This is a genomic window from Neobacillus niacini, from assembly GCF_000759675.1.
Taxonomy (GTDB): Bacteria; Bacillota; Bacilli; order Bacillales; family Cytobacillaceae; genus Neobacillus; species Neobacillus niacini_A.
On record NZ_BAWM01000114.1, the window covers coordinates 38,762 to 60,260 of the forward strand.

Here is a 21,499-nt window from a genome sequence, read left to right on the forward strand (position 1 = left end):
AAAAACGAACTGGACCCTCCAGTTCGTTTGTCCTATCTATAATCGTGGATCGATTGGTTCGGCTTCTAAAGCCAATATTCCTAACACACATTCATGGACACGTTCCAATGATTCTCTTTTTACGAATCGATTAACAGCTTCCACTCCTAGAGAGAATTCCTTTAAAGCATTCCGCTGTTTCTTACCAGCATTCCGTTTTTTTAATCTGGTTAAATTTTCAGGTAGCAGATAATCGATACCGTAAATAATATGCAAATATTTAAGTCCCCTTACTTTTATCGCAGGCTGCAGGAGTTTTCCTTTGTGGCGAGTAATATACGATTCTGGTTTGACGACAAATCCTTCATGACCATCCTCAGTCATTTCTTCCCACCACTCAATGACCGCTTTCATCGAGGCTTCGTCATTAACAACCCTGTATTCTGTTTCTAAAAACAAGCGAGATATCCCACTGAATTCTTTGTTTTTCTCCATATGCCAAGTGTGTGGCTTGTCAAAAAATGTTTCCTTACTATGAGTTAACGTGTGGAATGGCGCGATTTGAATTCCTTCCAATCCTTCTGTTTCCCAGCAGTATTTCTGATAAACCTCATTAAAAACACTAGCATTTTCTATCCCCACATCATTTTCCTGAACCCAGCTTAAAACATCCTTGCCGCTTTCCAAAGCTTGTTGCAGTAAATCTTTTAATTTATGCCGATCAAGCAAAGCCATTTCACCGACATGTGCATATTGGTTTAAAACCAAGTCCTTCGCCTTTAAGTTCCACGGAAGAATTTCCGCGTCGAGCAGAACAAAATCCGTATTGTATTTCTCGAAATAACCACTTTTCACTAAATCCTCATTCAAGACACTGACAACTTGTTCTTGCAGTTCTTTTTGAAAAAATGCTCTTCCTGTCCGGGAATAAATGATACCCAATGTTTCCCTTCCTACATACTCCTTGGCAATTTCTTTATTTTTAAATAAAAAGAGAATTCCCCTGCTGCCCATATGTTTCTTTTCAACGACCATGGTATCTACACCATTAGCTTGATAGTATTCGAACGCCTCCATCGGGTGCTCGAGATATCCTTCCAGACGGGACGGTTTTGGCGTCGGACTCATCGTTGGTGGAAGATAGACAATGTCCTCAAGCGTTACAGTGAAATGGGATAAATCATCTAAAGCTGGTTTCACGCCATCGTCATAGATCATGATCTCACCGTATTGCTCCGTTAACACCGAATAACCTTCTAAGAATTTCATAATATTCGGAGCTGCCAGCCTTTTGAGTTCCCATTCCTTCAATGGATTGTCTGGAACATTCGCATAATCCTGTTTCGCTTTTACCGAAACGATTTGTCTTTCTGGATAACGATAAGCAGTTAAACTCCCTCCAAATACCAAACCTTGGTCAATATTTAAGGTGTTATTAACTAGTAATGGCTGCGGCTTTGGATCATGCCCCCAAAGAATGAGCTCACTTGATTTATGAGAGATGGACCAGTCTTTTCGGAGTGGCTTACCATTTTCATCGAGCCCTTCACTATCACCATATCGGCAAAAATCAGAAATACGGGGCGACTGCTTCCCGATATAATGATCCTTGATACCGGCATGAACTGCCACAACGGCATTAACCCCATTTTTTCGAATGATATAATGTGATTTTGCTTCTAAAAGTAACACTTTTATTTGTCCCTTTAACTTCTCAGCAGCTTCACTACCGTATTTACGCTCATATTCTTCAAATTCAGCGGCAACATTTTCATCACCATGTGCCATCTTCACATTTTTTCCATCGAGCCAGCGAGCAATTTTCCAGCCATGATTGCTGTCAATCATATATGCAATTCCGGCAGCCACATGCTTTTGGAAAAATTGTAAGGTCTCAATCGACTTTGGTCCCCTACTCACCACATCTCCTAGCGAAAGAATTTTTCTTCCTTCTGGATGAATGTAGTACCCTTCGTCATTTTCTTGATATCCAAGCTTCGATAAAATGTCAATAAATTCATCAAAACAGCCATGAATATCCCCTATAAAATCTATTCCCGTACCTACATCAATGAATAATGGGTTTTCTAAACGACTAACATTTAACACTTCCAACTCATCTTCACCAAGCATATAAACTCGGCGATAAGGCTTCTTTTTAATAAAGCGAAGTGTATTCTTAAATTTTTGATACTGCTGCTTAATCCGGTTTCTACCACGTGGAAAATCCCGCTCCATATCACGTCTTAGCAATTCCGTTTCTGAAATATTTAGAACAATGGCAATCACTGGTACATGATACTTCTTCCCCATCTGCAGATATTTATCATGCTCATCCTCACGTAAATGGGTAGCATCAATGAACGTTAACTTATTGAGTTTGCAGCGTTTTGAGATCACATCATCCATGGCGTCAAATGCCGCACCAGATATTTGCTGGTATTCATGAAATAGTGCATCACTTTCGTCTTTCGGACGACCGTTCCAGCTAATAAATTCAATATCACTGACCAGAACACGGAATTGATCAGAGCTGACCACTTCAGATGGTAGGATCTGATCTTCTTGTATTAATTGATTTAGTAATGTTGTTTTTCCGGTATTAGAGGGTCCTACAAGTAAGACAATACCGGCATGAGGTAAATGGATGGTTGTCATTACCCCTCCTCCCTTCTAAAAATAGCCATTTGCGTGGGATGACCATATGTTGGATGCTCTTCCCCGATACCTTGAATCCTGACTTGATAAGGAACGTTTCGGGTCCATTCTTCAACATGTTGAGCAAAATCGGCTCTTGTCCATTCAAAACGATGATCGACATGACGCCTATCTTCCTCCATCTCATAGACCACATTATATTCCTGGTTTGGTGTCGTCACAATTAGAGTTCTTGGTCGATAATCATGAAGGATGGTATCCATGATTTTAGGGAGCCTGTCCTCCTCGATATGTTCAATCACTTCACACAAAATGATAATATCTTTGTCTTGCAAACGGCTATCATAATAAAATAATGATCCAGGTAAGGACTGTGGTTTCACATACCCTTCCTTCGAAATCACTTGATCAAATCGTTCGATTGCCTTAATACGGGATTTGTTCGAGGGCTCAATCGATAGAATTTCTTGAACTCCTTCTACAAAACCGAGTTGTACCGAAAGCAGCCCTTCCCCAGCACCAAGATCCACAATTGTTTCTTTATGGGGCAGGGTTTTTATATAGTTCAATATATGTTCATAACGGAGATCATTTAAACGAACCTTCGGACTCTGGTCCTGTTCACGGTTTCGTTGCTTTTTTTCATAGTATTTTGATTTAGATATTAACGCATTAAAACGGAGTGCCCGTTTTACAATCATCTGCTTCAACGGATGTGCCTCTAGCCAACCTTCTCCGTAGCGATCGAGTTTTTCAATTTCTCTTTCATCTAAAAAATAATGTTTATAGTTATCGATGACTGGAATGAGGATGGATACATGCTTTAATGCGTTCTGGACGCTTTGACTGCCAGAAAGTGTGACAAATCGGGCAGAGCTTATTTCTCGGATGGTGCTCTCTCCACGCTCAATTTCCACTTGGTAACCGATGGGTTCAAACAAATCAGCAATCTCTTGGTCATGCAAATCCGTTGCCACTGGACCAAATGAAAGCTCCATTTCAAATGGATGGTCCACCCACTTCAGAAACTCTTCATCCGGTTTTCCATTCAAAGCCGTACCTAATGCCTTACGGATGGTGGTGATAAATAAACTGCTAACCGCGAACTCTCGGTCATTTATGTAATGGGTAATATCATATAAATCGGATGAGTTTCGCACCAAATCTACGGGATCAGGTTTTACATAGATGACGAACTGGACTTCGTCTTTGTTGAAAATAGGATATACCAGGCGAACCTTGAAGCCTTTCTCATCCCGCTCATACAAATTATTAGGATTCTTGGCGATGAGATATGAAACCACGTCGGCACCTGAACCTCTTACGGTTAAAGATAGCTGCATACTTTGCACTTCACTTTCTTCTGAAGTATTTTTCTCCACCATATTATAATTACATAAAAATGGATATTTTAGTAATATATTGATAAAAATTTAAAGGTCATAACTTGTGTGATCACTCTTCACCTGCCGGAAGGTCAAAGTACAAAGCCATCAGGAGTATCTCTTCCTACAGGAAATGATTGTATTGATTGCCTTTGCTTTAATGCAAACTTTTGATTCTCCTGATACGAATCAATTTCTTCTACAGTAAGTAATGATTCATTTTCCCAATTTTTTAGTATCCCATCCACATAGATCAGCCTTCGATTATTATTGGCAAAAGCTATATTCATTGCTTTTAAAATCACAGCTTTCGGTTGTAAAAAGCGAGAATCATCTAGCCATGACAACAACTGCTGCTTCTCATTCATATTGGTAAGCCCAAATCCAATAGCGTCCCAAAACTCAATAATTTCTTTCACATCTTTTGTTTCGTGATCATGTTGGTATAGCTTTTCTATGTCTAGATCGTTCTCTATACTTGGATTAATAGATTGTGGTTGTTGTTTTTGCCCAACAATCATATAACCAGTAGGAATCACATCCTCAAGCTCTCCAATATCAGAATCTAAATATGTATCGTCTTCATCTTGAACGATATCTTTCTTGTTGGTAAACATCTCTTCTTGCTGACAAAAAGATTCATATAAACTACGAATTTCCTGTTTCTTTATGGATTCCGAAACATATTGAATCAGTGAGGTATCCTCGATCTCCTTTAATTCGGTAAAAATACAATCCATGACTGGTTTTCCTGCTTTATTCAGGTTATCTTTCCCCCAGTTTTTAATGGCGAGTTCTCTTGTTTCAGGATTGTAACGAATCACCTTGTGATGGTTGATGAATCGTTCCATTAACGAATGAACACCCTCAATCGAATAGCCCAAATCAAATGCCATTTGTTTTTTGGTAATCTTATAGATCCCAGTTTGAGTTGTATTTGAATTCGTAAGAAGATAGAGGTAAAAGTACTTGTCCTCTGGGGTCATCTCCTCAAGAACAATCGGATTCTTCCAAAAATCAGTACGTACCATTCGATATTTTGCCATCTTCAATCACTAACCTTTCTTCTTTTAAAATTACTTTCATAGAAGATATATGGAAAATAGAAGAAAACGGACAGGATGTTTTTCATATAGATGTGAATAATTTATGACAGTACAAAAACAAGGTACCTATGACTCCCCTTTCAAGCTCAGGAATACATTGTGTGAAAAGATACCATTCAATTTCTTCGACTGGTCTGGATTTTACTCTATATTTGGATAAAGAACTTGTTGTTGTTTTTCTTTTTATTTTTCTTTTTCTTTTTGTCCACGTATCGTATATTCAGCTTTTGCTTGTTATTTGTACACGTAATATTCGTTTTGAGAGGAGAAGTATGGCTGTTTTTTTAATATTAACAGGTTGTGATTCAAATTGAGGAGCAATTGAAATCATCACAGGACCTTGGATTAATTCATGACAGCCTTCCAAGGATAATGATGGTTATACTTCCTAACAACTTGTACTTTCAAAAATGTGTATTTACCTAAAAAACTATTAATTCTTAGTAATAACTTTAAAAATTCATAAATTGCATATAAGTTGATTTATTTACGTGAAAATAAAAAAAGCATCAAACCCTAATAAACAAAGTTTGATGCATTTTGGTTATGATATTGTCTATCGATAAAGCGAATCTACAACTAATTCCTCATTATTCTTCCATGCTCTATTATACTGCTTCAATGATGATTGAAACGCCTTGTCCACCGCCTACACATAAGGAGGCTAATCCAATTTGTTTCTTTTGACGTCTTAATTCATGAACTAAGGTAACCACAATCCGTGCACCTGAACATCCGATTGGGTGACCTAATGCTATCGCTCCTCCATTAACATTGATAATCTCCTCTGGCAAACCTAATTCCTTATTTACTGCCAGCACTTGTGCTGAAAATGCTTCATTTAGCTCTGCCAATTCAATATCCTGTATTGTAAGATTTGCTCTCGTTAATGCTTTTTTTGTCGCCGGGACTGGCCCAATACCCATGATAGAAGGAGAAACTGCAGCACTAGCAACCGAACGAATTTTGGCAAGTGGTTTTAAATCGTATTCCCTTACAGCTTGTTCAGAAGCAACAATGACTGCAGCTGCCCCATCATTTAATGACGAAGAATTTCCGGCTGTCACCGTCCCATTCTCTTTAAAAGCTGGTTTAAGAGTTAGTAATTTCTCCAGATTAGTAGTTTTTATATTCTCATCTTCTGTAAATAAAGTGGAACCTTTCTTACTTCTAATAGCAACAGGAATAATTTCTTTTTCGAATTTGCCTTGTTCTTTAGCTTTAATAGCTTTATGCTGGCTTTCTAAGGAAAAAGCATCTTGTTCCTCTCGGGAAATATGGTAGCTTTCTACTAAATTTTCAGCTGTAATCCCCATATGGTAACCTTCTATTGCACAGTGAAGTCCATCATGAAAGAGTGCATCCACTGTCCGCAAATCTCCCATTTTCTGTCCCCACCTAGCATTCATCACCAAATGTGGGACATTACTCATACTTTCTGTCCCCCCTGCAATCACAACATTTGAATCTCCTGCAAGTATTTGGTGATAGGCTAATGTCATCGCTCGCAATCCAGATGCACATTGTTTATCAATTGTAATGGCTGGTACTGACACAGGTAACCCAGAATGGATTGCCGCTTGTCTTGCTGGGTTTCCTTTGAGTCCTGATTTTAGTACATTCCCTAGTACTACCTCATCAATACATTCAGCCGAAAGACCAGATCGTTGCCACACCTCCTTAACAACAGTCGTTGCAAGTTGCACAGCACCTACATTTTTCAATGAACCACCGAAACTCCCTATCGGAGTTCTGAGTGCCTCAACTAAGTATACATTTTGCATTCACTATCCCCCATTTTCCATAAAAATAGCGGTTTTACTTGGCACATAACACTAATCGTTCCAATCTATACGTCGATTGATTTCTTCTACTACTTTTTGCACAGCAACAGGTATTACTGTTCCTGGACCAAATGCTTCTTCGATGATTGAAAGAGAGTACCTCAGTAATCATTCAAATTTGTATTTTTAACCTAATTTTTCCGAGGAAGTTTTTGACAAAGAATACATGGATTGTTTTGAAAAATGGTAAGTTTGGTAAGAATAATAAACTTTTGCAATCGCAAAATTTTCACAAAGGGAACACTTAATTTGATATGATGCTTTGCTAACATGGGGAGATTCTAAAAATGGCAGAGCTTGTTTCATATGTGTGTTACATACCCACATAATTTCACCTCTCTCACAATTTTTTTTATTCATTTTAAAGCACCATATATTTATTTAAGGGAAAGAATACATTCTCAAATGGATTTGTTAAGAAATTAAGTAATGTTATCTGATTTTTTTGGATAATAGAAAATGTTTCTTTTATATTTTTCACATACAAATTTCGAAAATTTCGTCTATGTTCAATATATTTATCTAGTGTGTTTATAATAGTTTCAGAATAATTACCTTTTAATAGATTATCTAAAGGACTTGTAAGGAGCTCTGATGATAGATTTTTAAATTGATCCACTTTATTATTAATTTCCTCAAATGAATTTAATAGGGTTAGATTGTGCAATCCTGTAGTTGAGGTCAATAATTGATCTCGAGACATTTCTTCCAATTCAAAAAGTTCTTTTGTAATTTGGTTTATGAGTTCGCTTACATTTGTTTGATTTTGTTTCACATTTTCAGCCAATCGTTTTGAAGATTGCAGAAGAACTTCCTCTCGAAAATTCTCTCCTTCATCCCAATCATCTATTTTTTGAATGGATTGATTCCATAATTGGTCTATAAATGAACCATTTTTTTCGATTTTATTAACTACAGTCATTTCATTTCCTCCTAATAGGACACATTTAACTAATTGATGCAGTTAGACATATGACTAAATTATTAAGGCACCAATTACTACTCCTACTACCATAAAAAGTAAATACTGAAGATGAAAGAGTAGATTATCTTTAAAAATGTGAAAGATGGATACATATAAAACATACATACTCACAAAAGTACTAAATAAATGGACAACTTCTCATTTGACAGTATTTACGTTTAGTTTGATCTCTCTTCTAACCAATCACCAATCGTTGGATAAGTTAATTTTGAAGCTTTACTTCCAAAAGCAATAGACGTATGCCCAACTGGTAAGTTTATATATTTTTTGTCTTTACTGGATATGCGATTCATTAATGCTTCTACTTGATGCGGTGGAGCAATGTTGTCAATTTCACCCGATAAGTTGAGGACATTAGCAGTGATTTCCTCCAGTTTAACCTGACGGCCACGAATAACGAGTTCCCCTTTAATCAGCTTGTTTTTTTGATAAAATTCACGAATCCACTGACGATAGGATTCACCCGGAAATGGAATGCCGTCGTTTAACCATTTTTGCAGGAGTTTAAAGCTCGTTACAAAACTTTCATTCTCAGCACGATCAAAAAGACTTACATAAGGGCCATAAATGTTTGCCATCGGTTTTAGTAGTTTGTTTCCACAGTCAATCATTTCAGGTGGAATATTACCGTATGTTTGCACCAATTTATCAATATCAAAATGTTGCTCATCCAGCATAGCACCATAAAGGCCTGAATCTTCAAAATCAAACGGAGTTGTCATAAAGACAAGGTTACGAATTGGCAATTCAGGGTGCAGAGCAGCAAATATTGAAGTAATTGTACCGCCCATGCAATATCCAAGAATGGACACTGCATCCGCATCCGATTTTCGCAAGACTTTACGTACTGCTCGTGGGATGTAGTCCATAATATAATCGTCTAATTTCATATTTTTATCTTCAATGCCTGGTGTACCCCATTCAAGAAGGTAGACGTCAAAACCTCGACTTACCAGATATTCAACTAGACTCCCACCCTTTGTTAAATCCATGATATAGGGCTTATTAATCAGTGCATAAATCAATAGTAGCGGAGTTTTATATTTTTTCGGTTGTTCTGAAATGTAGCGATAGAGCTTGGTTTTATTCCGAGTCCAAATGACTTCTTTTGGGGTTGGGCCGACCTCTGGTTCAGCATCCTTCAATAACACTTGAGTTACGCTTTTTAAACGCCTATACATCTGTTGATACTCCTCAGGTATCATTTCGATACAATTTTCGTATTCTTTTGTCATAAGATTGTTCATTACTCTCCACCCCTTATCATGTTTAATTGATAAAATAAAGCCTTTTTCAATTCGCATTTTTTACTGTATTGTTACACAGATCCTTTTGCATTCGTAACTTTCGGCGAATTTAATAAAGTTAAGATTTGATTCAGTTTTGTATCAAGACTCTTCATATCCTTTTTCAAATTTGTTATTTCACGTTGCAGTTCTACTGGCTCTTTTTGATTATCCTTGGATTCTTGTATAACTTCTTCTAAATCATCCACTTTCGCATCAATATTGACAATCTGAGAGGAAATATGTCCAAGGTCATTTCTGGATGGCAGATTAACAAATTCATAATAACGTTCTGTGGTTTCATTCAACATTTTTTTGATTTGAACATTCATCTCTACCATCTGCCCGACCGCTTGTGCAGGAAATTGCTTCGTAATTTGATCATCAAAAAGGTTACTGTACTGGGAATAGTAATCTTTCCACATTTCATAAAAATTAAAGTTTGGTGCCATCTTTCCTCCTCCTATTATCTGAATAATCAATTTATTGGTTGTTTTATATTTTGCAGACATCCCCTTTTATGATGGATTGGGGTGACTGATAAATATCTCTGTTTGAGAGAGTTTACAGTACTATTTTTCATTTATCTCACAACGGAATATTTCCATGCTTTTTTTTCGGTCTAAATTCTTTTTTTGTTCTAAGCATCTCTAAAGACTGTTTCAGAACTTTTCTTGTATCTCTTGGGTCGATCACGTCATCCACCATTCCATGAGAAGCCGCAACATAAGGATTCGCAAACATATTTCGATATTCTTCAATTTTTTCCGAACGCGTTGCAGCCGGATCACTGCTTTGGTTAATTTCTTTTGCAAAGATAATATTTGCTGCTCCTTCCGGCCCCATTACGGCAATTTCCGCATTAGGCCAAGCAAATACAATGTCCGCACCAATTGCTTTTGAATTCATAGCGACATAGGCCCCGCCAAATGCTTTTCTTAATATGACGGTTATTTTAGGAACTGTTGCTTCTGAATAGGCATAAAGAATTTTTGCACCATGCCGAATGATACCTCCGTGCTCTTGATTGACTCCAGGGAAAAAACCTGTAACGTCTTCAAAAGTTATGATTGGGATGTTAAAAGAGTCACAGAATCGAATGAATCTGGAAGTCTTGTCCGAAGAATTAATATCTAGACCGCCAGCCATTACTTTAGGCTGATTGGCAACAACTCCTACACTATTCCCATCAATTCTTCCAAAACCAACCACGATATTTCTCGCATAGTCCTTTTGAACTTCCATAAAATATCCTTGATCTAATACTTGTTCTAATAACTTGCGAATATCATATACCTTCGTTGCATTGAGAGGTACTAGGTCCAGCAAATCTTCCCGCCAATCATCCTCTTTCATGCATTCCAAAGACTGAGGATTTTCCGTATTGTTTTGAGGCAGAAAGGAAATTAATTTTCTTACTTCTTCTAAGACCTCTTGTTCGGAATCACCAGTAAAATGCGCACATCCACTAATGGAAGAATGAACCTTTGCACCGCCAAGATTCTCCGCTGAAATTTTCTCCCCTGTAACCGTTTCAATGACCTTTGGACCTGTAATAAACATTTGACTGGTATTTTCCACCATAAACACAAAATCCGTAATGGCTGGAGAATAAACTGCCCCACCCGCACAAGGGCCCATGATCACTGATATTTGCGGGATTACACCAGAGTAGATGGCATTTCGATAAAAAATTTGACCGTATCCGTCTAAAGAAACAACGCCTTCCTGTATCCTTGCACCGCCTGAATCATTTAAACCAATAATGGGTGCCCCATTTTTTGCAGCCAAATCCATAATTTTGCAAATTTTAGACGCATGCATCTCTCCTAGTGCTCCGCCAAAGACGGTAAAATCCTGGGCAAATACGTAGACTAGACGGTCATGAATTTTACCATAACCCGTCACTACACCTTCGCCTGGACTTTCCAATTTATCCATGCCGAAGTTGGTTGCACGGTGTTTGATAAAAGAATTTAATTCCACAAAGGAATCATCGTCTAACAATAGATCAATTCGTTCCCTTGCAGTAAGTTTCCCTCGATTATGCTGGGTATTAATTCGCTCGTCACCGCCGCCAAGCACGATCTTACTTTTCCGATCCCATAGATCATAAATCTTCTCATAAACTGTGCTCATTGGAAATTTCCACTTCCTCTGTTCGAATTATGTTATGATGTCTGCTTCACTAAGAAAAGAGGTTGGCCGTATTCTACGAGTTGACCATTCTCGACGAGTACTTCAACGATCTCTCCATCCATTTCTGCTTCAATTTCATTAAACAATTTCATGGCTTCAACGATACAGACAACTGTTGACTTTTCAACCTTATCCCCAATTTTTACATAGGGAGCCACATCGACTGCCGGTGCCATGTAAAACGTCCCAACCATAGGGGAAACAATTTTTAATAAGTTTTTTGTTCCCAGATATTTTGGTGTTATTTCTTCTTTCTCAGTAATTTCCTTCGTCGCTGCCGCTTGAATAGCCCCTTCTGAAATTTCATTCACCTTGGTTGCTGCTACAAGAGCAGGTGCATCCAAAACAGCAGGAATAGCCAGATTAATAGATTTATTTTCTTGTATAACTGAAGAATCTATCATTGAACTTCTTCTAACGAAAATTCGAGTATCTCCCTTTTCAAGTTCTAAGCAATCTACTGTCGATCCATCAATTAGTTTAATGATTTCTCTAATTTCCTGAATTTTAAACAATTCTATCTCTCCTTAATCATTGTTAACTTGATGAATTACACTTCTAACGGTAATGGATTCGTTTCAATAAATTTTGTGTTAAACTGTCCTTTTACAAAACTCTCATGTTCAAAAAGTTTTTGATGGAATGGTATAGTAGTTTTGATTCCACTAATAACAAATTCATCCAGCGCCCTCTTCATGCGCATGATCGCCTCTTCACGATTTTTCCCCCAAACAATCACTTTTGCTGCCATCGAATCATAATAAGGAGAAATTTCGCATCCAGGATAGAGAGCGCTATCAACTCGTACACCATACCCCCCAGGAGGAAGATACATTTCAACTCTCCCTGGAGAAGGCATAAAATTCTTTGCCGGGTTTTCTGCATTGATACGGCATTCAATTGCCCAGCCATTGATTTTAATATCTTCCTGTCTATAAGTGAGAGGATAGCCTGCTGCCACCGAAATTTGCTCTTTGATTAAGTCAATGCCAGTAACCATTTCTGTAACAGGGTGTTCTACTTGAATTCGGGTATTCATTTCCATGAAATAGAAATGACCGTTTTTATCTAATAAAAACTCAACAGTCCCCGCTCCATGATAGTTAACAGCTTTTGCAGCTGCGATTGCTGCTGCACCAATCTGTTTACGAATATCTTCCTCAAGGGCTGGTGACGGTGCTTCTTCTACCAGTTTTTGATGGCGTCTTTGAATGGAACAGTCTCTTTCCCCTAAAAAAATGACATTACCAAGCATATCCCCAATAATTTGAATTTCCACATGGCGTGGTTCCTCAATGTATTTCTCTAAATACACACCGGCGTTTCCAAATGCCGTTTCTGCTTCTTTTTGAGCTTGACAGATGGCTTTGCGTAATTCCTCTTCATCCTCTGCTACTCTCATTCCCTTGCCACCGCCGCCAGCAGTTGCCTTAACAATGACGGGGAATCCAATTTCCTTCGCTATCGTAACAGCTTCTTCAAGATCTTCAATTAGACCATCTGTTCCAGGAACGGTAGGGACTCCTACACTTTTCATCGTATCTCTCGCGACCGCTTTATCCCCCATTTTATTAATGGCTTCTGCTTCTGGCCCAATAAATGAAATGTTATAATCAGAGCAAATTTCAGCAAATGTACCGTTTTCTGCCAGAAACCCATAACCAGGGTGGATTGCTTCCGCATTCGTAATTTGAGCAACGCTAATTATATTCTCAATATTCAAATAGCTTTGCGAAGATGCCGAGGGTCCAATACAATATGCTTCGTCCGCCATTTGCACATGCAGGGCTTCTCGATCTGCTTCAGAATAAACGGCAACCGTGGAAATCCCCATTTCCTTGCACGCCCTAATTACACGAACAGCAATTTCTCCTCGATTAGCCATAAGAACCTTTTTAAACATGTGCAATTTCCTTTCCAATGGTAATTTTATTTAAGAGTTCACTAGTACTTTTTTTAATTCTTCCGCCAGTAGAGGAACCACCTCAAACAAATCACCCACAATACCGTAGTCCGCTATTTGAAAGATTGGAGCTTCCGGATCTTTGTTAATCGCCACGATAACTTTTGAGTTAGACATCCCGGCTAAATGCTGAATGGCACCTGAAATCCCACAGGCAATGTATAAATCTGGGGTGACAATCTTTCCCGTCTGTCCGATTTGCAGTGAATAATCACAGAATTCAGCATCACATGCACCACGGGAAGCACCTACCGCTCCACCTAGGACCTCAGCCAATTCCTGAAGCGGCTTAAAACCATCAGATGATTTAACCCCGCGCCCGCCAGAGATGACAACTTTCGCTTCCGATAGGTCAACACCGCCTGCTGTCTTACGTATTACTTCCTTAACAATTGTCCGTAAGTCTTTGATCTCAGCATAAAAATGCACAATCTCAATTGTTCCGCTGATTTCTTCCACCGGGATGTTATTTGGACGTACAGTTGCGAATGGGATGCCAGATACTACTTTCTTTTTCTCAAACGCTTTTCCGGAAAAAACAGGACGTGTAAAGATAACGTCATCTTCTTCCACCTGAACATCAATGACGTCAGATATAAGTCCCAGCCCCAACCGCGCTGCAATGCGCGGTGCAAGATCTTTCCCGATTGATGTATGTGGCATTAAAATAGCTTCTGGTACGACTTCATCAATAACCTGTCTCAAGCTTTGAGAATATGCATCCGTTGTATACACATCGAGTTCTTGATTACCCACAATATATACTTTATTTGCCCCATGTTTCCCTAAAACATTTGCATAATGAACTGCGTCACTGCCGAAAGCCACAGCTATTATTTCTCCGCCATCAGCAATGCGCTGCGCGGCTGTCAACGACTCCAGTGAAACACCTCTTAGGTTCCCAGCTTTAGCTTCCGTCACCACTAGTACTTTTCTCATGTTAGTTCTCCTCCTGTGTGTTAGATTGCCTTCGCTTCACTGCGAAGAAGTATAGCCAGTTCAGAAACTTGAGCTTCGATGTCCCCCTCCAGGATACGTCCTGCCCCTTTTTTCGGTGCAAAAAATGTCTCGGTAGTTATTGTCTTTACTTCTAGAACGTCTTCGATATGTAAATCATCAATCTCAATCCGCTCAATTGGCTTTTTCTTCGCCTTCGTAATGCCAGGCAAGGAAGGATATCGTGGCTCATTTAATCCCTGTTGCGCTGTGACCAATACTGGAAGAGTTACCATGACAACCTCTTTATCTCCTTCAACGTCACGCTCGATCACCGCTTCGTTTCCAACAATCGCAAGCTTCGTGATTGTCGTCACTTGTGGTATATTGAGTTCCTCTGCAAGGCGTGGACCAATTTGTCCACTGCCATAATCAACTGCCACATTACCGGCTAATATGATGTCAAATTCCCGATTTTTAATAATAGATTCAAGAATTTTAACTGTACTGTATTCATCGAGATTTAAATCTTCGCTGTTAACGATAATCGCATTATCCGCACCCATCGCAAGCGCCGTTCGAAGCCCATTCTCTGCACGTTCCGTTCCTACTGTGATAACCGTTACTTCCCCACAGTGTAAAGCCCGCAATAGAAGACCTTCTTCAATCGCATATTCATCGTAAGGATTGATGATGAAGTTTACCCCTTCTTCACTAACTGTGCCGTATTGGAACGCAATTTTTTCCTCCGGATCGAACGTTTGTTTCATCAATACTAAAATGTTCATTTTTTTCGTATCCCCTTCTGATGTAATATTTTTAAGGCAATCTGGGTTAAACGATTTGTGGGTTCCAAACGCAAATTCGATTTGTAAACCTACTCTATTTGTTTTTCTGTATTTTTATAAGTAAAGACCCAAAAAGGATTTTCGTTCTTAAATAAAAAACGTTGTAAGTTTGTAGAATACGATTGCTCTACTAAATCCTTGATTGCAATTTCACTTCGAAAATCCCTGAAACTTTTACATCTCCTTCACAGTTTTTCGCCAGTAGTTCAGACACCACGAGGTTGTCAGCCTTTTTCTCTATCACTCTGCCAATAATTTCAATAGATTCTCCGGGATACGTCATTTTACTAAAACGTACTTGTATTCTCTTAATGTTTTTTCGTGATATCCATGAAGTAACTCCTTGTGATAACATCCCCATGATTAGCATTCCGTGAGCGATAATACCTGTGCCTGCTTGCTCCCCAACCTCTTCAACAGTATGCAGTGGATTAAAATCTCCGGTGGCCCCTGCAAATCTTACGAGCTGAACTCGTGTAATCGGATCTTTTTTCAGAACTGGGAATGAATCTCCCACCTGCAAATCTTCAAAATACATGATTTATTTCTCCCCTATCATAAGCAACTATTTAATGACGGTGAATTATAGTAATTTTAGCAATTGCCACTAATTCACCTTTTTGATTGGTAAATCTGGTTTCTTCCGTAACAATATCCATTCCGCCAGAAGAACCGATTTTTGTATCTGCGCGAATAATTTTACTGGTAACATGAAGCTCATCCCCGGCATAAATATCGCCAAGGTATTCATACTCTTGTTCACCGTGCAAAATTTTAACTGGGTTTAATTTCAATACTTCCATTTTTTCCTGAAAGCCATATCCGCCATGGTATTCAATGACTTGCAAAAAGGTAAGCGGAACGGGAATGCCATCATAACCTGCTTCCTTAGCTGCCTCTAAGCTGTAGTAAATCGGGTTATCATCACCAATGGCGATGGCTAATTCTTTTATTTTCCCTTTTTCTACTGCCATGCTGTAAGGTTCTAACTCAAGTCCAAGTAAATCTTTCACATTTGACAAGTTCTTCCACCTCTTTAAAATAATTCCCTCTTACTTACGTTGCTTAAATTTTGATTTTCTCTATTCTTTCAACAGATTTCCAGCTATAACAAGACGCTGAATTTCTTGCGTCCCTTCATAGATTTGAGTGATTTTAGCATCTCTCATATACCGTTCAACCGGGTATTCCCTTGTGTAGCCATATCCGCCAAATACTTGAACGGCCTCAACCGCTACTTCCATTGCGGTGTCTCCGGCAAACAGTTTGGACATCGCCGATTGAACTCCGTAAGGAATTCCTTGATCCTCACGCCAGGCAGCCTGGTATGTCAATAAACGGGAAGCTTCAATTTTTGTCGCCATATCGGCTAGTTTGAATTGAATAGCTTGAAGCGAGCTAATCGGTTTGCCAAATTGGACGCGATCCTTCGCATATTCGACAGCTTTATCAAACGCTCCCTGAGCAATTCCCACCCCTTGGGCAGCTACTCCATTTCGACCGCCGTCGAGGGTCAACATAGCAATCTTAAACCCTTCACCTACTTGTCCCAAGAGATTGTCCTTTGGCACGCAGCAGTCCTCAAAAATCACTTCCGTCGTTGCGGAAGAGCGAATGCCCATCTTCTTCTCCTTCTTACCTACAGAAAATCCTGGGAAGTCCTTTTCTATAATAAAAGCGGTAATCCCCTTATGCTTTAGTTCTGGATTGGTCTGGGCAAAGACAATATAGATATCCGCATAACCACCGTTGGTAATAAAAATCTTCGAACCGTTCAAGATCCACTCATTGCCTTTGAGTACCGCAGATGTTTTCATTCCACTGGAATCAGATCCAGATCCAGGTTCTGTCAAGCAATACGCACCCATGCTTTTTCCCTCAGCCATGGCCCGCAAATATTTTTGTTTTTGTTCCTCCGTTCCGAACTTGAAAACCGGCCATCCGGCTAACGATGTATGGGCGGCAAGAGTGGTCCCTATGGAAGCATCCACCCGGGAAAGTTCTTCCACCGTGATCACATAACTTAAATAATCGGCACCGGCACCACCGTATTCCTCCGGCCAAGGGATTCCGCATAAGCCAAGTTCTGCCATCTTCCGCCAAATCTTGATATCAAAGTATTCTTCTTCATCTCGCTGTGCTGCAGTAGGCTCACATTCGTTCAGTGCAAATTCGCGCACCATTTTTTGCATCATCTGATGTTCTTCTGATAATAAAAAGTTCATTGTTAGACCCCTCTTTTATTTATTTTATGCATCCTATTCCGCCCTGAGTAAGTTGAGCGAGCGATTGCTCATTACGAAGATAGCTGTAAAAACTCCTACCCTATCAAGGATGAGAATTTAATCGCTATTTACACTTTTTGCTCGATCATCCTTCGGGTATAGATGGTTACCCACTTCCTTGGCAGCAGTCCCACAGATTTTGCCAGGAGTTTATTTTTAAAGCCTGGAATGATCACCGTTTTATTCTTCATTAACCCTTCAAAGCCACACTTGGCAACTGCTTCTGGTTCCATCAAGTTTTTAATGAAAATTTTTGTTCTTGTTGCGGCCAATCCTTCCGTTAGCGGCGTTTTGGTTGAAGGGGGACATAATACGCTAACTTGAACTCCGGTTCCTTTTAGTTCTTCCGCAATCGCTTCTGAAAAGGTTAAGACGTACGATTTGCTTGCCCCATACATCGACATCCCTGGAGTTGGCTGAAACGCCGCTGTTGAAGCCACATTTAATATTTTTCCTTTTTTTCGATTAACCATTTCACCCGCTATAAGTCTGGTTAAATACGTGAGTGAAATCATGTTGAGCTGCAGGCATTCTAATTCTTTCTTAATATCCAATTCCGTCATTAACCCTAGTCCGCCAGCACCGGCATTATTAATCAAAATATCGATGTTGATTCCTTCGTTTTTCAAGTATAGATGCAAGTTCTCTACTGTTACATGGCTGCTTAAGTCACCGGCAAAAGTATTTACTTTCACTCCATAATCCTTTTGTAAAATCTCGGCTTGTTGTTCCAACAACGTTGCCTCTCGGGCAACTAATACCAAGTTATAGCGATGCTCTGCAAAAAGTTTTGCGAATTCCAAACCGATCCCTTTAGTAGCGCCTGTAATCAAAACTGTTTCTGTTGGCATATGTTTTATAGCCTCCTTACATTTGGAATATTCTAAAATTTATAAATATTATTATGTTTTCAATTATACTAATTAGAAATAATTAAATAAAATTAAAATTATTAATTTATAAATAAGAATTACTAATATACAGATAGTGAAAACTATCAATTTTTCTAATTTCCTGGAATCAATAAAAGTTACTCATAATAAAAGAGAAGCCTCTTCGTCACTTAGACACCGGGGCTTCTCTTTTTATTACAGATTTATTTATTAAAACGCAGTCACATCAACGGGTTCAATTCCTTCAGCCTCGCAATAGTCAAGGTATCTTTTCAGGAATGATTCCCAATTATCTCGTGCAATGATTTCTCCATTCTCACCCAAATAGTCTAATGTTCCTTCCACAATATTGAAGGTAATAACGTCTTCATCCCCTACAGCTGTAGGTGTATGTGTGGAGCCAGCAGGTTCAAAAACCATGTCACCAGGTTTGGAGATCCAAGGCTCCTCGAGATATCTCCATGACCCTTGTACGGTATAAACAATGACTTGTCCAGGATGAAAATGGGCCGGAAGCTGCATTTTCGCAGGTACATATAATAAGGTAATATTCTGTCCTGTCACAGGGTTGGCTTTAAGTAATTTAAATTTCGCATCTCCGAAATAAGGAACCCAAGGCAATTCATCTACATTAACATTTCCTGCATGATATGCTACTGCTGCTTGTACATTTTTTGTATTACTCATTAAAATCCCCTCTTCCAATGTATGTTTTTTAAATTCGCATGTTGTTAACGCTTACATTAGTCAGTCAGCTAATTAACTTTTTTGAATTTATTAATTTCAGTATATTTTTAATTTTCAGCTAAGTAAAATTAACGTTTTTAATTTGCAATTAAGTTTGATTAATTTACACAGCTCGTTATTTGGTGAAATTTACTTAGCCCCAAGTCCCCCATCAAGAACCAATATTTGTCCGGTACAATAATTAGAAGCTGCTGAAGCAAAGTAAAGGAGAGCACCTACTAAATCATTGTCACTGCCTAACCTTCTAACTGGAACCTGGGAAGCAATGAAAGGACCTGCTTTGTGTACAAGTGTTCCCGGTATTTCTGGGTTATTCATTCCAGTAGTGAAAACTCCAGGAGCGATGGAATTTACATACACTCCATGGCGACCCCACTTAACTGCAAGATCCTTCGTTAAAGTCATAACTGCACCCTTACTTGTTGTATATCCCACAGAATCTACAGCTTCTGGGTCAACACCTTTAAAGCCTATACTAGAAGAAATGTTAATGATTTTACCGTATTCGTTATTGATCATATGTTTTCCAACTGCCTGACACATCAAGAATGTTCCTGTCACATTCGTATCAAGCATAGCTTGCCATTGTTTTAAAGGCATTTCAGTAGCAGGAGTTTCAAAAACCGTTCCGCTGCTGTTGACTAAAATTCCAATTTTCCCAAATTGAGAAACCGCTTTCTCCAAACCTTGAACGACTGATTCAGGATTTGTTACATCCACCGCTAGAGGAAGTGCTTGACTTCCAAGTGCCTCTATCTCTTTAACAACTTCTTCACAAACCTCTAAACGACGTGAACATACTACAACGTTTGCACCTGCCTCTGCCAAAGCCAGTGCCATTACACGCCCTAGCCCGCTTCCGCCACCGGTAACGATTGCTGTCTGTCCTGCTAAATCAAACAATTGTTTAAATGACATTCTACATCCCCCCCTAAGTTTAGAATATTCAAATATTTTAAAATATTATTGATATTGATTATACTAATAAATTATAATGAAATAAAATTAAAGATTTTAACATGTAAGTAAGTTTGACTAATATTGAAAGAGGGGTACAGCCATGAACATTGAACAACTAATATATATTGTTGAAGTCGCAAAATACAGTTCTCTGTCTATAGCAGCACAAAATCTACATGTGACTCAATCCACAATTAGCCAGTCCATAACCAACTTTGAAAAGGAGCTAGGGATTAAAATTCTTAAACGGTCACGGGGACATGGTGCTGTCCCAACCAATGAAGGCAGAATCATTCTAAAGCTTGCCTACGAAGTACAGAAAAAACTTGATGAAATAAAAGAGACAGCCAATTTACTTACTTCGACTGAACTTGGGGAACTAAAAATAACTTCATTACCAGGATTAATGACGTTCCTGGTAAAAGCTATCGCTGTGTTTAGGCATGATTATCCACACGTGAATTTGGAGGTTGCAGAGAAAAGCGGATCTACTGTAATTGAAGATGTTCGCCAACATAAAACTGATTTCGGTCTGATTACATATTCTACTGATTTGAACGTAAACATGGAGGGAATAGCTTTTGAAGCACTGATTGAAGGAAAGCAGAAAGTATATGTTTCAAAGCACTCACCTTTAGCATTCTTAGGTACCATAACTCCGCATGATATACTGGACCAAACTCTCGTCACTTATAAAGGTGAATTTATGCAGTATTTTGTAAAAGATTTCTTTAACAAATATAAGCCTTTAAAAATACTATTTACATCAAATAATATGGATGGTGTTCTCCAGGCAGTCAGAGAAAATTTGGCAATTACATTTGCTCCTGATTTCGTAATGAAAAATTACCCCCATGTAATTAATGGTGAGATAATTCAAGTTGATCTCGTAAATCATCCGACTGTAAATATTTCTTTAGGATTAGTGCGATCAGAGAATAAGCATTTATCGGCTTTTGCCAACAAATATATTCATTATCTAAAAACCGAAATGATTAAAAGTTAAGCTAGAAAAAAGAGAAGCCACTTCGTCCAATTCGAATTTGTAAGTAAGTATCACTTATATTCAAAACCCTAGGATCAAAAAATAATCAAGGACCTCCATTATTGGAGGCCCTTTTATTCGTGCAGCCATTCTCCCCGGCTTCATTAAGTTTATTATTCCATTTCTGCACACACCAACAGTATGTAATTAGTCGGTACTTATGCATAGAATTGCTGCTAAATATCATAAATTCATATTCTGTTATACAACCAATTTTACTCAATCTTCCTCATCAATATGATCATCTGCGTAAGTCTCGGATATCTTATCCAGACAATTCCAGCACTTACTGCGATTTCGCTCCATAATTGCTAATTCTTCATGACAATCTACACAACAATCAATTCCATCAACGGCCTTGTTATTTTTACACATATTCT

Annotated in this window: 20 protein-coding genes; 1 reads left to right on the forward strand and 19 read right to left on the reverse strand. The window is 38.7% G+C overall.

All coding sequences use genetic code 11. The features are described from left to right. Nucleotides 1–36: 36 nt before the first annotated feature. The 18 genes from TR08_RS24340 to TR08_RS24430 form a co-directional block, all read right to left on the reverse strand. A complete protein-coding gene (locus TR08_RS24340; RefSeq protein WP_045522665.1) occupies nt 37–2,637 on the reverse strand; it encodes a polynucleotide kinase-phosphatase in 2,601 nt (866 codons plus the stop codon). Continuing rightward, a complete protein-coding gene (locus TR08_RS24345) occupies nt 2,637–4,022 on the reverse strand; it encodes a 3' terminal RNA ribose 2'-O-methyltransferase Hen1 (RefSeq protein WP_238579237.1) in 1,386 nt (461 codons plus the stop codon). Before TR08_RS24345 ends, TR08_RS24340 begins: the two co-directional genes overlap by 1 nt. 92 nt (nt 4,023–4,114) lie before the next feature. After that, on the reverse strand, nt 4,115–5,068 hold the full coding sequence (locus tag TR08_RS24350) for a DnaD domain-containing protein (protein ID WP_045522667.1): 954 nt from the start codon (nt 5,066–5,068) through the stop codon (nt 4,115–4,117). A 668-nt stretch (nt 5,069–5,736) separates the two neighbouring features. Continuing rightward, nucleotides 5,737–6,912: a thiolase family protein gene (locus TR08_RS24355; protein WP_045522668.1), complete on the reverse strand. Its 1,176-nt coding sequence runs from the start codon at nt 6,910–6,912 to the stop codon at nt 5,737–5,739. Between the two features lie 421 nt (nt 6,913–7,333). Next, a complete protein-coding gene (locus TR08_RS24365; RefSeq protein WP_045522670.1) occupies nt 7,334–7,894 on the reverse strand; it encodes a hypothetical protein in 561 nt (186 codons plus the stop codon). 221 nt (nt 7,895–8,115) lie between these two features. Continuing rightward, a complete protein-coding gene (gene phaC, locus TR08_RS24370) occupies nt 8,116–9,204 on the reverse strand; it encodes a class III poly(R)-hydroxyalkanoic acid synthase subunit PhaC (protein ID WP_045522671.1) in 1,089 nt (362 codons plus the stop codon). A 71-nt stretch (nt 9,205–9,275) separates the two neighbouring features. After that, nucleotides 9,276–9,695: a hypothetical protein gene (locus tag TR08_RS24375; RefSeq protein WP_045522674.1), complete on the reverse strand. Its 420-nt coding sequence runs from the start codon at nt 9,693–9,695 to the stop codon at nt 9,276–9,278. A gap of 136 nt (nt 9,696–9,831) precedes the next feature. Then, entirely contained in the window at nt 9,832–11,382 is a 1,551-nt protein-coding gene (locus TR08_RS24380) for an acyl-CoA carboxylase subunit beta (RefSeq protein WP_045522676.1), read from the reverse strand. A 32-nt stretch (nt 11,383–11,414) separates the two neighbouring features. Further along, on the reverse strand, nt 11,415–11,963 hold the full coding sequence (accB, locus tag TR08_RS24385; protein ID WP_370576406.1) for an acetyl-CoA carboxylase biotin carboxyl carrier protein: 549 nt from the start codon (nt 11,961–11,963) through the stop codon (nt 11,415–11,417). A gap of 29 nt (nt 11,964–11,992) precedes the next feature. Further along, nucleotides 11,993–13,345, reverse strand: coding sequence for an acetyl-CoA carboxylase biotin carboxylase subunit (gene accC / locus TR08_RS24390; protein WP_045522682.1), 1,353 nt, complete (start codon nt 13,343–13,345; stop codon nt 11,993–11,995). A gap of 30 nt (nt 13,346–13,375) precedes the next feature. Beyond that, complete coding sequence (locus TR08_RS24395) at nt 13,376–14,344, reverse strand: electron transfer flavoprotein subunit alpha/FixB family protein (RefSeq protein WP_045522683.1); 969 nt, start codon at nt 14,342–14,344, stop codon at nt 13,376–13,378. Between the two features lie 20 nt (nt 14,345–14,364). Then, nucleotides 14,365–15,129 (reverse strand): electron transfer flavoprotein subunit beta/FixA family protein, encoded by a 765-nt coding sequence (locus TR08_RS24400; protein WP_045522684.1) that lies wholly within the window; start codon nt 15,127–15,129, stop codon nt 14,365–14,367. Nucleotides 15,130–15,319: 190 nt separating this feature from the next. Continuing rightward, nucleotides 15,320–15,727: a MaoC family dehydratase gene (locus TR08_RS24405; protein ID WP_045522685.1), complete on the reverse strand. Its 408-nt coding sequence runs from the start codon at nt 15,725–15,727 to the stop codon at nt 15,320–15,322. Between the two features lie 31 nt (nt 15,728–15,758). Further along, the gene (locus TR08_RS24410) at nt 15,759–16,202 is read right to left on the reverse strand and encodes a MaoC family dehydratase N-terminal domain-containing protein (protein ID WP_238579242.1); all 444 of its coding nucleotides are present in this window, start codon (nt 16,200–16,202) and stop codon (nt 15,759–15,761) included. Nucleotides 16,203–16,271: 69 nt separating this feature from the next. Then, entirely contained in the window at nt 16,272–17,414 is a 1,143-nt protein-coding gene (locus tag TR08_RS24415) for an acyl-CoA dehydrogenase (RefSeq protein WP_045522687.1), read from the reverse strand. Nucleotides 17,415–17,542: 128 nt separating this feature from the next. After that, nucleotides 17,543–18,325 carry an SDR family NAD(P)-dependent oxidoreductase gene (locus TR08_RS24420; RefSeq protein ID WP_045522693.1) on the reverse strand — a complete coding sequence of 261 codons (783 nt, stop codon included), beginning with the start codon at nt 18,323–18,325 and terminating at the stop codon, nt 17,543–17,545. 252 nt (nt 18,326–18,577) lie between these two features. Continuing rightward, nucleotides 18,578–19,054: a 2,4'-dihydroxyacetophenone dioxygenase family protein gene (locus TR08_RS24425; RefSeq protein ID WP_045522694.1), complete on the reverse strand. Its 477-nt coding sequence runs from the start codon at nt 19,052–19,054 to the stop codon at nt 18,578–18,580. Between the two features lie 189 nt (nt 19,055–19,243). Continuing rightward, nucleotides 19,244–20,032 (reverse strand): SDR family NAD(P)-dependent oxidoreductase, encoded by a 789-nt coding sequence (locus tag TR08_RS24430; protein ID WP_045522695.1) that lies wholly within the window; start codon nt 20,030–20,032, stop codon nt 19,244–19,246. A 142-nt stretch (nt 20,033–20,174) separates the two neighbouring features. On the opposite strand from TR08_RS24430, the gene TR08_RS24435 reads away from it, so the two are divergent. Continuing rightward, nucleotides 20,175–21,080, forward strand: coding sequence for a LysR family transcriptional regulator (locus tag TR08_RS24435; protein WP_045522697.1), 906 nt, complete (start codon nt 20,175–20,177; stop codon nt 21,078–21,080). A 258-nt stretch (nt 21,081–21,338) separates the two neighbouring features. On the opposite strand, the gene TR08_RS32805 is transcribed toward TR08_RS24435, so the two are convergent. Beyond that, a complete protein-coding gene (locus TR08_RS32805) occupies nt 21,339–21,494 on the reverse strand; it encodes a hypothetical protein (RefSeq protein ID WP_193747843.1) in 156 nt (51 codons plus the stop codon). Nucleotides 21,495–21,499 lie beyond the last annotated feature (5 nt).